The sequence below is a fragment of the Alteromonas sp. ABD4_190 genome (assembly GCF_056160105.1).
In genome coordinates this window covers 2,295,939-2,309,555 of record NZ_JBSWWN010000001.1, presented here as the reverse complement: position 1 = coordinate 2,309,555, position 13,617 = coordinate 2,295,939, and the positions used below count along the sequence as shown (strand labels likewise).

General features: G+C 42.6%; 14 protein-coding genes. 6 read left to right on the top strand and 8 right to left on the bottom strand.

Translation table 11 applies throughout. The annotated features are described in order from the left end of the window. Positions 1-200 precede the first annotated feature (200 nt). Complete coding sequence (locus ACXAFM_RS10210) at positions 201-1,475, top strand: tyrosine-type recombinase/integrase (RefSeq protein WP_474834400.1); 1,275 nt, start codon at positions 201-203, stop codon at positions 1,473-1,475. A gap of 153 nt (positions 1,476-1,628) precedes the next feature. On the opposite strand, the gene ACXAFM_RS10205 is transcribed toward ACXAFM_RS10210, so the two are convergent. From ACXAFM_RS10205 to ACXAFM_RS10195, 3 genes are all read right to left on the bottom strand, one after another. Beyond that, complete coding sequence (locus tag ACXAFM_RS10205; protein ID WP_474834398.1) at positions 1,629-1,949, bottom strand: hypothetical protein; 321 nt, start codon at positions 1,947-1,949, stop codon at positions 1,629-1,631. A gap of 6 nt (positions 1,950-1,955) precedes the next feature. After that, positions 1,956-2,933, bottom strand: coding sequence for a hypothetical protein (locus ACXAFM_RS10200; RefSeq protein ID WP_474834396.1), 978 nt, complete (start codon positions 2,931-2,933; stop codon positions 1,956-1,958). 501 nt (positions 2,934-3,434) lie between these two features. After that, positions 3,435-4,301, bottom strand: a complete 867-nt coding sequence (locus ACXAFM_RS10195; RefSeq protein ID WP_474834394.1) for a hypothetical protein — start codon at positions 4,299-4,301, stop codon at positions 3,435-3,437. Between the two features lie 319 nt (positions 4,302-4,620). Here ACXAFM_RS10195 and ACXAFM_RS10190 point away from each other — a divergent pair, with 319 nt between their 5' ends. After that, positions 4,621-5,178, top strand: a complete 558-nt coding sequence (locus tag ACXAFM_RS10190; protein ID WP_474834392.1) for a recombinase family protein — start codon at positions 4,621-4,623, stop codon at positions 5,176-5,178. A gap of 11 nt (positions 5,179-5,189) precedes the next feature. On the opposite strand, the gene ACXAFM_RS10185 is transcribed toward ACXAFM_RS10190, so the two are convergent. After that, positions 5,190-5,381, bottom strand: coding sequence for a hypothetical protein (locus ACXAFM_RS10185; protein WP_474834390.1), 192 nt, complete (start codon positions 5,379-5,381; stop codon positions 5,190-5,192). A gap of 104 nt (positions 5,382-5,485) precedes the next feature. Here ACXAFM_RS10185 and ACXAFM_RS10180 point away from each other — a divergent pair, with 104 nt between their 5' ends. From ACXAFM_RS10180 to ACXAFM_RS10170, 3 genes are all read left to right on the top strand, one after another. After that, entirely contained in the window at positions 5,486-6,541 is a 1,056-nt protein-coding gene (locus ACXAFM_RS10180) for a DUF3427 domain-containing protein (RefSeq protein ID WP_474834388.1), read from the top strand. Positions 6,542-7,170: 629 nt separating this feature from the next. Beyond that, entirely contained in the window at positions 7,171-8,424 is a 1,254-nt protein-coding gene (locus tag ACXAFM_RS10175; RefSeq protein ID WP_474834386.1) for a hypothetical protein, read from the top strand. A 26-nt stretch (positions 8,425-8,450) separates the two neighbouring features. Then, on the top strand, positions 8,451-8,918 hold the full coding sequence (locus ACXAFM_RS10170) for an RNase H family protein (protein ID WP_474834384.1): 468 nt from the start codon (positions 8,451-8,453) through the stop codon (positions 8,916-8,918). 110 nt (positions 8,919-9,028) lie between these two features. Here the strand turns inward: ACXAFM_RS10170 and ACXAFM_RS10165 are convergent, their stop codons facing one another. The 4 genes from ACXAFM_RS10165 to ACXAFM_RS10150 all read right to left on the bottom strand — a co-directional run bounded on the left by ACXAFM_RS10165 (position 9,029) and on the right by ACXAFM_RS10150 (position 13,028). Then, a complete protein-coding gene (locus ACXAFM_RS10165; protein ID WP_474834382.1) occupies positions 9,029-10,021 on the bottom strand; it encodes a hypothetical protein in 993 nt (330 codons plus the stop codon). A 208-nt stretch (positions 10,022-10,229) separates the two neighbouring features. After that, on the bottom strand, positions 10,230-11,870 hold the full coding sequence (groL, locus tag ACXAFM_RS10160; protein WP_474829158.1) for a chaperonin GroEL: 1,641 nt from the start codon (positions 11,868-11,870) through the stop codon (positions 10,230-10,232). Between the two features lie 40 nt (positions 11,871-11,910). Next, complete coding sequence (locus ACXAFM_RS10155) at positions 11,911-12,201, bottom strand: co-chaperone GroES (RefSeq protein ID WP_012520088.1); 291 nt, start codon at positions 12,199-12,201, stop codon at positions 11,911-11,913. A gap of 290 nt (positions 12,202-12,491) precedes the next feature. Beyond that, positions 12,492-13,028 carry an FxsA family protein gene (locus ACXAFM_RS10150; RefSeq protein WP_474834381.1) on the bottom strand — a complete coding sequence of 179 codons (537 nt, stop codon included), beginning with the start codon at positions 13,026-13,028 and terminating at the stop codon, positions 12,492-12,494. Between the two features lie 213 nt (positions 13,029-13,241). Between ACXAFM_RS10150 and cutA the strand changes: the two genes are divergently transcribed. Next, positions 13,242-13,556: a divalent-cation tolerance protein CutA gene (gene cutA / locus ACXAFM_RS10145; RefSeq protein WP_474829154.1), complete on the top strand. Its 315-nt coding sequence runs from the start codon at positions 13,242-13,244 to the stop codon at positions 13,554-13,556. Positions 13,557-13,617: the final 61 nt, after the last annotated feature.

Sequence of the window (13,617 nt, the reverse complement as noted above, 5' to 3'; positions counted from 1 at the left end):
CAGATTAGGCCTAAGAACTATGGCAAAGTAATTGATACAAAAAAACGCAGCTTCAAGAGCTGCGCTTTTCTTTAAAGCGTAAAGCTTTGGGGGTGATTACATCATGCCGCCCAAAACATTAAAAAACCCTCATTTCTATTGACTTTCAGTCAGTTATGAAAACAATACTGTCTACATTGTTGGCTACATTACGCGATAATATGAGCAAGAAGACAGACACAAAGCACCTAAAGTTACGTGGGAATATCTGGTGGTATCAACGCCGAGTTCCAAAGCACCTAGTAAATCATTATCCAGACCAGACATTTATTCAAATAAGCCTTGAAACTGGAGACATTCGGCTAGCCAGGCAAAAGCGAGATGTTCTAAATGGTGAACTAGAAAAGAAGTCACTCACCACTTTACCAAGCAGCGAAGGGCAGAAGTTCCGAGAGCTCGTGAGAGATTTGGAGCGGAGCCGCAAGCATTATCCTAAAGAATGGGACCTTGGAATTTACCCTGAGCGTCTTTTAGAGCAAGGGCGTACTCTCGAGCTCGAGGCTTACATGACTGTTAATGGTGCACGTGACTTTAGTGATAAGTACAAGATAAGGCTAACTGAAGCATACAGCTTATGGAAAGCAGACTGGGGTAAAGGAAAGACAGCCGAGACCTTACAGAAGACCGAAGCATCTATTTCTGATTTCAATAAGTATTGCTTCAAGCATTTTGACTGGCTTCAAGACCCTGATGTCGCACTTGATGATATATCCAAGAAGATGGTTTATCAGTACATAAGACACCTGGAAAAGACATACAAAAAAGCTACTGTGCAAGCCAAGATTAGTAGACTTAAAGTTATTTGGCAGTTCGCGGAAACAGTAGAAGAGGTATCAGGAGACAACCCTTTTGCTGGACATAAATACTCTAGTGAAGACGGAAGGCTGACAGAGAAAAGGGAACCTTTCAGTGCAGAGGAAATGATGAAAATAAGAAGTTATGAGTGGGAAAAGCCGGTTTATAAATTACTTGTAGACTTAGGTATCTACTCAGGATGTCGTATCAGCGAACTTTGCAACTTGAAGAAGAAGCATGTTGTTATTGTTGACGGAATCATTGCGATAAACATTGAGAAAGGCAAAACTAAAGCAGCAACACGTACAGTGCCTCTACCTGATTCAATAGGTGAAAAACTGTTGAACCACATTGAAAACAAACAGGAAGATGACTTTGTTATTGGCATTGGAAGCAAGGCAGCTAGCCGAACATTCTCAAACTTTAAAGTAAGACATGTAACTGACAATAAGCTTAAAGGCTTTCACTCTTTTAGACACATGCATATAACAGCAATGGAGAGAGCTGGCATAGCGGAGAATATAGCTGCTCAAATAGCAGGCCATGAACGCGGAGAAACAATGTCTTATGGTTACTATTCGAAAGGACATGAGTTAAGTAAGCTTAAGGAAGCTATGGATAAAGTGTCAACACTACTTTAATTTTGGGAATTTGTATTAGCCCATACTTTGGCGAACAGTTACTAGGTTTTTCTGGACCCACTGTCGGTTTAGATTTGAGCTAGGCTCTCTCCAACACTGGGCTGTTTCCCATCTACTAATGTCCCTAGTTAAACTGTGCCACATACAAAACTTTCACTCCAATGGGCTAAAGTGCTCAATAACCAATGATATCCAAATCTCATTTGCTCCCGTTCCAGTCTTTAAATAATTGCAATACTCTTTTTTTGATTTCTTTAAAATTAATCTCTCGTGAGGGTCTTTTTCCTTAAGGTAGTGCCATAGCTTATTATATTCACCCTCAATTCGCGTATAACCGGCATGCCAATCGAAAGCTTGGGTATTACTTAGTAATGTTCCGTAAGGATTTTCCTTAATCGATACCCCATCTATAAATGCATCTTCACCTTCGCGGCGAGGCAGTTTAATTGAGTTGTTCAAAGTATATTCATCCATTGTTGACTAGTCATTTTGACCATCAACGTCTTCTTTTTTTATTTCTACAATATGATTCAATTCAGTGAGGCTTAAAGTACTATTTTCTCTAGTCGAATAGCTTTTGAGGCTATCGGTCACAATGTTAAATAAAATTTGAGCTTTTTCGTCTTTCCCATTCTGGGTATACAACATCTTTCTTATTGTGTCTTTCCAAAACTGAAGCTCTTTCTTATAGTCTTCCAACCTACGTAAATTAGTCATCCTGAATCGTGCTGCAACCTTTTGGACCGATAAGAGCTCATCTTTCATTTCCCTTGCGGTACTTTTTAGGTCCTCACTGTCCTGTCGACTTTCTTCGCTTCTTCGTTCTAGTTCTTCTTTTAACAGGTGATATCGTTCGTCTTTTTCTTTTTCTACAGCCTCAAATTTAGCCTTAGCTTCAGAAATTCGTGAAGACATTTCTTTCTCAATAGACTTTGCCCGTTTAGTGCTATCATAGATCCCCAATATAAAGAAAAGTGAATATATAGTTATAGAAATAGCAGCATATTTAAAAGCTTGCCATAGAGCATTTGGGCTATAACCTCCATCAACGACACTAATTCCAACTTGACCTGGGTTTAAAATTTGGCAGCACTCTAAGCCGGTTTTATAAGGTATCATTAGGGCAATTGTTTTATTCGCAGGTATTAGCGATAGTGTAAGGATTTTATCATTTGGCGAAGATAATGAGTCTGAAGTCAGGCTTACTTTTATTGGAATAGAGCTCTTAATATCTGATGTTGTTATTTCATCAGGCACTAGTATCTTGATGTCTTCTAGTTCGTTTCCGCCATGATTTGAAACTTGTATGCTAGCAACAGACTTCACTTCGTCTACTACCACTTTGTTCAATTGGTAAGTACCTTTATATGAAGATGCATAATTAATGACCGTCGATAAAGCTAGAGAAAACAGGATTAAACTCACCTGGACTACTGCTTGACTGATTGTTGGATTCACCTAATTAACTCCATTTAATTTGTTCTGTATTAGACTAACATTAATTTAGGCCTAGACTGATTTAATTTATAAGCTGCTCAAATCTTTGACCCTTACACTTGGAACCTCAAAGACCGTCAACGATTTTTACTGCAAAAACCTGAGAGACCGAATAGACAGTGATGAAGTCTCTACTCCCCCATAGGGTACCTCTATGCACCACCAGAACACCGCAAAAACAATCTTCACCCCAAACGACAATCTTAAGGATTAGTGGAGTACACCAAAACAAGGGGCTCCGAGTTCAAAGTCTAAAAGACAGGCCCACACTCGTTCAGAGGTTTTTTTTTGCAACGGCGCTAGAACAGATGGGACGCCCTAAAGACACCGCGACGAAACTAGCGAGCACAAGAAGCTATCCTCGGCGTATAACTTGTGCAATAAGTACAAAAACAAGGACAGCTGTGGCAGTATGTTGAGATGGTACATGAGACTGACTGCCTGAAGGAATTTTGCTAAAAGTTAGACTAGAATCACTATGTCGGGGTTATTTATTAATTCTTCATACATCTTCCAGCCCTCACTCATCCTATCAGTTTGGATGTTATGGGCGATTGTGTACATCTTAAACAAAAAGCCATGTACTATCTGAAGTTCATCTCTAATCAGATAAGGTGGAACCCCCATCTTTAGAAGGTCCATGGCCGCACTGGATAACTCTATAAGCTCCTGGTTTAAATTAAAATATATGCGGTCTACATGGTCTTTAATCTTTTTAAAGTCACCTTCCGAGAATAACACCTTGTGTCTTATTTCACTGTATTCGTAAACAAGAATCGAAAGAATTTCCTCTATAGAGCTGTTAAAAGAAACCTCATCTGTAGGGAAAAGTGTGTGCTCGGATTTTACTTCAAAGACCCTTTCTTTCTTGTGAAGCATTATGTCACTAACCCTCTTTTTAAATATTTTGGTAGTGTCCTCGTATAAAAGTGACTGAGTATGAACTTCACGAGTCAAGCTTAGCTCTTTAGTAGCATCAGATAACTCTTTGTTTTGCAGCCTTAATGACCTCACAAGTAAAAGTATCGTTAAAATCGATAGTATAGGGTTAAGCAACCCCCCAAAGAAATCACCGATAGCGCCCCAAACCGCAGAGTCAAGACTAAAAGGCACCGAAGATATCCACCTAGGGATGAAGTAAATCAAAACCAGAACAAAAAACGCACTTGCGATGTAGTACTTCAAATTTTGAATGAAGGTATCCAACTCGACTGAATAATCCTTTATCTTTTTGTTTTTAATAACATTTCCCTCTTGGCAGTATCTTTTTCGTCCATTTATGTTACACCGCAAAGGACTCAGTGTGAAATACCCGAACACCAATTTCACTACAAAAACCTGAGAGACCAAATCGACATTTAAGCCCCGTATTGCGCCTCTACGCACTATAGGAACGCCCGATGGGGCAAACATAAGGCTGCTAATATTAACCAAACACAAAGACAAAACGCAGGCTCTACTGGTGGCTTTAGAAGTCGAACGTCAAATTTGGAGGTTGTTCCAATCAGTGTTCGCAATACAAATTCCCGCATTGACATTCATCTACTAAGGTATACTTTTTTGAACTTACCTATTGACCGTTCACTTACCGTTCATTATCTTACTGGTCACTTAACCCTTAGACTTTATTGAACAGGATGAATTTATCATGACAGGTCAACTTATCGGTTACGCACGAGTATCAACCACAGGCCAGAAGCTAGACGTTCAGCTAGACGCATTGAAGGCGAAAGGCTGCACAAAGATTTACCAAGAGAAGCGCTCGGGTAAGACAGCGGAGCGACCAGAGCTAGAGAAGATGCTTGATTACGTGCGTGAGGGTGAAGCTATTGTCGTGACCAAGTTAGACCGTTTAGGTCGTTCAGTGGCTGACCTAGCGAATATCTCGAAGTTACTTGATGATAAAGGTGTAGGTCTCATTGTAATTGACCAAGGCATCGACACAACCACACCACACGGTAAGCTAATGTTCCACATGATTGCTGCTGTTGCTGAGTTTGAGTTGTCTCTGCGCTACGAAAGACAGATGGAAGGTATCGCTAAGGCACAGGAGAAAGGCGTTAAGTTTGGACGTAAGAAGTCTGTAGACCGTGAGAGAATCCACCAGCTACGAGAGGAAGGCTTGAGCATGGCTAAGATTGCCGCTGAGGCAGGCTGTAGTAAAGGAGCGGTACACAAAGTACTGACGGAAGGCGTTAAAGCATGAGCAGCCTAGGGTTAGTCGAAATGGAACGCTATTGCTCTAACATTAACGTTTGCTAGGCTAACCCACCCGCCCCCTTCTAACTCAACACCGGGCTTTGGTTTTACCCTAAAGTCAGATATTTCTGTGTCCTGGTATGCAAAGTAAGAGTTGTCTGGCAGCCGGATATTGGCTGCTCTAAGTTTCAATAGCGTTTCTAGGTCCATTCAATTACCCTCTCCAATGATATGATTACAAGCTAACACAGTTAATTTTCGTTTTGACCTGTATCACGGGCCAGAATACCTAGACAAAGCACAAGGAGGCGCTTATGGCCGGAAGACCATCACAAGTTTTTAACTATCATAATATGGAAGTTGGTGAAGAATACTCACGTGATGAAGCGCTACCTTTAGCGAATGTCCCTCCGCCGTCAAACAGTCGTGAGATTACTGGTATAACCCGCTTCAAGAACTGTGTAGTTTTGTTCGTAACACTGGACAAAGACAGCAAAGCAGAGGCTTATCGGTATAACAACGAGTTTCTTATCGACGGTAAGTTTTTTCAGTGGGAGTCACAAAACACGAATACACCCTCTACGCCACATATGCAGATGATTTTTGCGAAGGAGCCTGTAGTTCTATTTGCACGACCAAAAGCAAACCATAAAGGGAAGACATCGCGCTTCACATATGTAGGACGTCTAACTTACCTTCAATATTCCTATGATGCTAGTGAGCCCAATAAGCCTGTGTGGGTTATGTATAATGTAGATGACCACCAACTATCACCATCACCAAGCTTAAAGGCGCTATACGATTGGGTGCCTGGAGCTAACGTGGCGGTCGAAGAAACTGCTTTTGATACATCGGCAAGCAAGCTTATTGAAACGGCACCTCCAAAGAGACGCAACTCGAACAATACCAAAGCTGGCAACAGCACTGACAGCCAAAGGGGCCAGAAGGGTGAGGTTGACTGGGCAGCTAGAGATGAAGCCAATCGAAACTTAGGGTTAGCTGGCGAAGAGCTGGTTATTACACACGAGAAAGAAGAGCTTGAGAAACAAGGCAAGCACAAGCTAGCCGCTAAGATAAAGCATGTGGCGCTTGAGGACCCTAAAGCTGGCTATGATGTACTTTCATTCGATGCTGACGGTAACGAGAAGTATATCGAGGTAAAGACGACCAAAGGCAGTGCTAGCAATGCTTTCTACATCTCTCGTAATGAGGTTGAAGTTTCAGAGGCTAAAGGCGACAACTTCTGGATTTACCGAGTACATTCGTACTCAAAGAAGACAGGTACGTGGAAAGTCTACAAGCTCAAGGGCGCAGTCTCAGAATCGTTTGAACTAACACCTGAATCATTCAAGGCTAGAATCAAGTCATAATAGCGTAAAGCAGGTTCTGTATGGCCTCCTAAGATCGAATCTCGAAGCGTTAAGGCAAACACAAGCAAATAAGCAGTTCGATCTAAGAGAGGCTCTCAGGAGTTTTTACACGCTCTAAGCTGAACCTCAATCCACACAAGGGCTGCAGGTGTCCCCGCCTTAGGGAGCAGGCATATACATTAATTGGATGAATCTTTGTCTACTCCCCTGTTTTTTCCAGTGGCTCTGTGTGTCCCCGACATAGGATACGAAAAGCAAGGAAGATTACCTATCACTCCCTGACCTATGGAAGAGCTATTGGTAATCTCAACATTCCCTTGCGTAAGCAGAAGACACACTGAGTATCCCCGGCATATAGATATAGAGACACTACGCAGAAGACTTATCAATTTTGAGTACTAAGTGCGCATAACAAAAAGTCGCAACTCTATATCCGCCTAACTTAATCACCCTAACAAATCCACTTAATGCTGACTAAAGCTCTCTAGCGTTTTACCTAGAGGCTGGCTTTTGTGTGCCTGTAACAAATTACCTTAATTGGTTGGTAATTAACGGACTTAGCGCCAGGCCAAAGGCTAGACCAGGAGCCACCAGCAGCACTATGTGGGCATTTAAGAGAAGGAGAAACAATGAATCAATTATTAGTCAACCCACAACCCCATCACCAATGGTCCAAGGCCATACAAAGTAGCGAAGGTGAACTTACTGAGCCAATACACGCTTTCCCGCTTCGTTCGACAAAAGGCGTTGCTACACGTGTGCCCGATTGTCTTGCTGAGCCTCTACTAAAGCGCCGAACAAGAGAAACAAAGCAGACTCTAGCCGCAATGAGCTGTATTACGCTGAACCTACTTAGAGCCACTCGAGACAAAGTGACAACCGGCATCCTGGTTCCTTTCGGAAAGAAGCGCGCTGAAATACCCAAGAGATTTCGTGTATCACCCTTTAGCAACAGAGTCGTTACACACCAACTTAAACAACTTGAAGAAGCTGGACTGGTGAGTATTAGAAAAGGCTTTAAGTCCAAAGGGCATCTATCAGGTATACCGTCGTTAGTACTCCCCACTGAACACTGCATTGAACTATTGCAGCCTGAATCCAACTTTAGCGCTGTCGATATTTCTCAGGTAGCTGACCCAATCATCTTACGGCATAGCCCGAGTGATTATGTGCTTTATGAGGATAACGAGCTGACTCAGACAATGCGCTCAGACATACAGCAGCACAACAAACTGAGGCGCAGTGTCACTTGGTGTTACCAGTCAGGCTCTTCAAGCACACAAACGCTTTTACCTATTGATGTTACGTGCCGAAGAATCTTTAAGAATGACTGGGACGCAGGTGGACGCTTCTACTGTGACGCGCAGAACCTGTCGCAAGCACAAAGGAGGACTATCACAATCAATGGAGAGCCATGCATTGAGCTTGATTATAAGTCTCTACACCCAAGGCTTATGTACAACCGAGTTGGCTTACCCGCACCAGATGACTGCTACGACATTGATGGATTAGACAGGCAGACAGCAAAGAAGCTTGGACTTGTAGCCACCAGCACCAGCAGCAGAACACAGGCTATACGTTCAGTAGCGTTCCACTTAAGCATGACACACAAAGAAGCAGAAGAAGCACTGAGCCTCTTTGAGTCGAGACATAGCGACATAAGAGACCAATTCTATGTTGAGCAGTGGAAGTCGTTGCAACATCAAGACAGCCTCATAGCTAACAGTGTGCTTAACACTTTGACCAACTTAGATATACCAACACTTCCGGTTCACGACAGTTTTATTGTGCCGGCCAGCAGCACAAGCGTCTTGTCTGACGCAATGAACGATGAGTACTTGAAGGCGACGAACTTCGAGCCAGCACTATCACAAAACATTTAACGATAACTAACTAAGAGGAAATACTTATGAATACCAACCCAAGATACATATACACAGATGGCGCAGCACCAAATAATCAAAACGGGTGTAAGCAAGGAGGCATTGCCGTTGTGATACTTAACGAAAATGACGAAGTTCTAGAGACCTACAAGGCACGAGTAGAGCCCGAGCAGGGTAAAGATACGACTACGAATGTACGTTGTGAAATGCTAGCAGTCATTAAGGCTCTCGAACTCGCAGTAACTCACGACATCATTCATACAGACAGCGATATGGTCGCCAAGGGCTACAATGAGTACCTTAAGCGATGGGTATCAAATGGGTGGCGAAAGTCAAACAAGAAGCCTGTAGAGAATCAGGATTTATGGCGACGTATCGACGAACTGAAGCAAGATAAGCCTGATGTTGTCGTTAAGTGGGTAAGAGGCCACAGCGATGTTCATGGTAATGAGCTTGCTGACAAGTTAGCGACCGAAGTTGCGACTTCTAAATGACAAATGAAAATGCTTTACTTAAATTAAAATAACACTGCCTTAGCGACCGTACTAACTTCTAAAGTACATACATCAGCTAGCAAAGCGATATATTTAGATTACCTTCAGCCCTACCGAGTGTTCACGAAAGCCTCATTCTTTAGGGCTGCATCCAAACTATTTCGCTCTGCCTGCCTGTAGCGATTGATTAGGCTAAATCTTATCTCGCAAGGCTCAAAAGGTTTAATCAAAAATAAGTCTGATTCGTTCCTGCCTGATGGTTCTGGTGAATCAGATAACGATAATAATAAATCATCAAGGTATCTCAAAACTAAGCCAAAACATTGCAGGTTTGCAAAGTCAGTATAAGCATTGTCGTATGGATAGTTTGTTTGTTGGTGACAATAAAACTGCCGTTTTTTAAGACCTCGATGCAATGAAACACCCGTAATGCCAGACAATTTCTCAAGCATTTCATGTGCTTTTACGTTAAGTTTTTCCGCGTCTGCTGAAATATCTATCTCTGACATTTCAATCAAACTCGCCCGCTTGGTTATATCAAAATTTTTATAATCATTGTTTGGAAAGAAAAACCTATAAAGTCGCTCTTTATCTAAGTGAAAGTCCATATCGTAATCACTCACATCTTGAAAACTATCATCCCTTTCTAAAGTAAGCATTGCCCTAAAAGCTATACCGTCAAAATCTAACTTTTCAAAAAAAAGTTTTTTATGTTCGATATAGTTTCTAAAGTTATTGTTGCTTTCCGTTTGGCTAAGCCCCTCATACCGCTGAACAGAGCCATGAAACCTCCCAACAAGTACACCAAAAATTATGGAACCGGACGCTATCCAGAGAGGGAACGAGAACAGCTCTACAAATTTTGAATATCCTTGCGGCGTAAAATCAAACTTAGTAGACAAGAACATTGGTATTGAAAGCGCAAGCGCAATTGCTAATGGAAATAAAGTAGCTAACCAGAAAAGCTTTATCTTGAAAAGAGGAGCGTGGTCTATCCTAAAAAGTGTTTTGACAATAGCGTGAAAGCCAAGGAATTCTGTAATAGCAACTATAAGCAGCAAGATAAAAAACGAAAATATAATCCCACCTACTATATCACCCACTAACACCTCCCTGGCTACAACCCTAATATAAATTATTAAGCTACTAGACTAACTAGTCATTTACAAACAAAAAGGCGCTGAGCCTAAACTCAACGCCTTTCTTAGAGCTTCTTTTCGTCCTACATCACTGTCTACATTTGTGTATACTTAACTGTATACATCATTCGTAACCCATTGATTCAAAAGGACCATAAAAGGCAGCGACTGATTACATCATACCGCCCATACCGCCCATGCCGCCCATATCAGGCATTGCAGGCGCTGCTTCTTCTTTAGGTAGTTCAGCTACCATTGCTTCAGTTGTGATCATTAATGAAGCAATTGACGATGCGAACTGAAGTGCAGAGCGCGTTACTTTAGTTGGGTCAAGGATACCCATCTCTAGCATGTCGCCGTAAGTGTCGTTACCAGCGTTGTAACCGTAGTTACCTTCGCCGTTCTTCACTTCGTTAACAACTACTGATGCTTCTGCACCTGAGTTGATAGAGATTTGACGTAGAGGCGCTTCCATTGCACGTAGCGCAAGCTTAATACCTACTGTTTGGTCGTCGTTGTCGCCAGTAAGCTCAGCAAGCTTAGCTGCTGCGCGAACTAGTGCTACACCACCACCAGGTACCACACCTTCTTCAACCGCTGCGCGAGTTGCGTGTAGTGCATCTTCTACGCGGTCTTTCTTCTCTTTCATTTCAACTTCAGTTGCTGCACCAACTTTAATTACTGCAACACCACCAGAAAGCTTAGCTAGACGCTCTTGAAGCTTTTCTTTGTCGTAATCTGAAGATGACTCTTCAATTTGACCTTTGATTTGAGCACAACGGCCTTCAATCGCTTCTTGGTCGCCGTTACCGTCAACAACAGTGGTGTTGTCTTTGTTGATAACTACGCGCTTAGCAGTACCTAGGTCTTCAAGCTGTACTTTTTCAAGGTCTAGACCAATCTCCTCAGAGATTACAGTACCGCCAGTTAGGATAGCGATGTCTTGAAGCATTGCTTTACGACGGTCACCGAAACCTGGTGCTTTAACCGCTGCAACTTTAACGATACCGCGCATGTTGTTTACTACTAGAGTAGCAAGCGCTTCGCCTTCAACATCTTCAGCGATGATCATAAGCGGCTTACCAGCTTTCGCTACGCCTTCAAGGGTAGGAAGTAGTTCGCGGATGTTAGAAATCTTCTTGTCTACCAATAGAATGAACGGGTTGTCTAGTTCAACAGTACCGTTTTCTTGGTTGTTGATGAAGTATGGAGATAGGTAACCGCGGTCGAACTGCATACCTTCAACAACGTCTAGTTCGTTTTGAAGCGCCTGACCTTCTTCTACTGTGATTACACCTTCTTTACCTACTTTTTCCATTGCTTGAGCAATGATATCGCCAACTTCTGAATCAGAGTTTGCAGAGATAGTACCTACTTGTGCGATAGACTTGCTGTCTGCACAGTCAGTAGAAAGAGCTTTAAGCTCTTCAACAGCCGCTGCAACTGCTTTGTCGATACCGCGCTTAAGATCCATTGGGTTCATACCCGCTGCAACGCTCTTAAGACCTTCAGTTACGATTGCTTGCGCAAGTACAGTTGCAGTAGTTGTACCGTCACCTGCTTCGTCGTTCGCTTTAGACGCAACTTCTTTTACCATCTGCGCGCCCATGTTCTCGAACTTGTCTTCAAGCTCGATTTCTTTCGCTACAGACACACCATCTTTAGTGATAGTTGGTGCACCGAAAGACTTGTCTAGAACAACGTTACGGCCTTTTGGACCTAGTGTTACTTTAACTGCGTTAGCTAGTGTGTTTACGCCTTTTAGCATTTTGCTGCGAGCGTCATCACCAAAACGTACTTCTTTAGCTGCCATGATTAAATTCCTCTAAAATTCGTTTTAACGTTAGTTGTAATTACTCAACAATCGCTAGAATGTCGCTTTCGCTTAGGATTAGTACTTCTTCACCATCCAGCTTTTCTGTTTTAACGCCGTAACCGTCGTTGAAAATAACGGTGTCGCCTACTTTAACGTCTAGCGCTTTAACTTCGCCGTTCTCAAGAATGCGACCGTTACCTACTGCGATTACTTCGCCGCGTGTAGATTTTTCTGCTGCAGAACCAGTCAGAACGATACCGCCTGCAGATTTGCTTTCTTGCTCTGCGCGCTTAAGGATTACGCGGTCGTGTAAAGGACGAATTGCCATTTTCAAGTCTCCTGAAAATTCCACTATTCAAGTTTATGTGATTACCAATATTCAGACTGTCTGAATATTGTGTGCCTGGGTTGCTCATTGCTGAGCAGTTAAAATCTTATCTGCACGGATAGATGGGGTAGTACCCAGATAACTTCAAGGGTTTTTAAACAAAAAAATGTAAAAAAATTGGTTTTTTCGCTAAATACTTCTTTTTATTGGGCAAGTAAACGCCGTTTATCGCGGTAAACGGCGTTCATAGCCTAAGGGAGGGGCCATTAAATTTGGGCCTGTAGATCTTTTTATTTTAAGCGCTTATCCGGGTCGTTGGTGGTGCGATCCGAGTACTCTCCTTCAAACACATCACCATCATCGTTGTGTGAGCGTGAATGCTCGCCGAAAGGACCTTGACCAAAAGGAGACTGACCTTGCCCGAAACCTGAAGCTCCCGGCCCCATACCAGGCCCCATTCCCGGAGCAACAACGCGCATTTTCATATGCTTACTTACCTGTGCAGCAAAGAAATGACGTGAGCCCGGCATTGCTAAAAGGAAACCGAAGATATCGGTAATAAAGCCTGGCGTAACAAGTAAAATGCCCGCTACCACTAGCATTAATCCTTCAACCAGCTCTTTTCCAGGCACTTCATTTCGCTGCATTTTCTCTTGTGCCGTCTGCAGCGTACTTACCCCTTCGCGTTTAACAAAGTAAGCACCAATAAAGGCAGAAAGAAGTACCAAGCCGACGGTATTCCAACCACCAATCACGCTGCCCACATTTATCAGCAACGCAATTTCTAAAATAGGTAATAGGGCAAACAGTATAAATAAAACCCGCAAAATGCTTCCTCTTTCATGTATTCATAACCTGTTATAAGGTCTTTGTACGTAATAACAAGAAAAGGTGCCCACCCTTTCGCTTAAATAGCCACGTAAAGCGACCGATAACGATTGAGCTATACGTTAGCTATGAAAGAATAGAGTGCTGATTCGGGTCTATAACGCATCGGCTCATTAGCAAAGTAACAGGCGCAAACAAGGTAGGATACGTTTATGACAATAAAGCTTGTACTGTGTACCACTCCAGATGAAAAGACAGCGCAGTTGATTGCCAGCACCTTGGTTAAAGAAAGGCTTGCAGCTTGCGTGAATATTGTTAAGGGTATTGAGTCTGTTTATGAATGGCAGGGTAAGATAGAGACCGATACGGAATGCCAGTTAATCATTAAAACGAACACACAGCTTGCATTACAAGCTTTTGATAAGGTTAGCGAGCTACATCCGTACGATGTACCTGAATGGCTAGAACTTAATGCCGAGGCTAGCAGCGCTTACGGTCAGTGGTTACAAATCACGCTACAGCGCTAGTTAAAAACGTTTTTCCAATAAAAATAACGACAACGCACAATAGATATAATGAACCGTAACT

Excerpts from the sequence above, each read along its gene's own strand:
- ACXAFM_RS10155 (WP_012520088.1), bottom strand. The coding sequence starts at position 12,201 with ATGGCAATTCGTCCTTTACACGACCGCGTAATCCTTAAGCGCGCAGAG.
- ACXAFM_RS10205 (WP_474834398.1), bottom strand. The coding sequence starts at position 1,949 with ATGGATGAATATACTTTGAACAACTCAATTAAACTGCCTCGCCGCGAA.
- ACXAFM_RS10185 (WP_474834390.1), bottom strand. The coding sequence starts at position 5,381 with ATGGACCTAGAAACGCTATTGAAACTTAGAGCAGCCAATATCCGGCTG.
- ACXAFM_RS10180 (WP_474834388.1), top strand. The coding sequence starts at position 5,486 with ATGGCCGGAAGACCATCACAAGTTTTTAACTATCATAATATGGAAGTT.
- ACXAFM_RS10175 (WP_474834386.1), top strand. The coding sequence starts at position 7,171 with ATGAATCAATTATTAGTCAACCCACAACCCCATCACCAATGGTCCAAG.
- ACXAFM_RS10170 (WP_474834384.1), top strand. The coding sequence starts at position 8,451 with ATGAATACCAACCCAAGATACATATACACAGATGGCGCAGCACCAAAT.
- ACXAFM_RS10210 (WP_474834400.1), top strand. The coding sequence starts at position 201 with ATGAGCAAGAAGACAGACACAAAGCACCTAAAGTTACGTGGGAATATC.
- ACXAFM_RS10190 (WP_474834392.1), top strand. The coding sequence starts at position 4,621 with ATGACAGGTCAACTTATCGGTTACGCACGAGTATCAACCACAGGCCAG.
- cutA (WP_474829154.1), top strand. The coding sequence starts at position 13,242 with ATGACAATAAAGCTTGTACTGTGTACCACTCCAGATGAAAAGACAGCG.
- groL (WP_474829158.1), bottom strand. The coding sequence starts at position 11,870 with ATGGCAGCTAAAGAAGTACGTTTTGGTGATGACGCTCGCAGCAAAATG.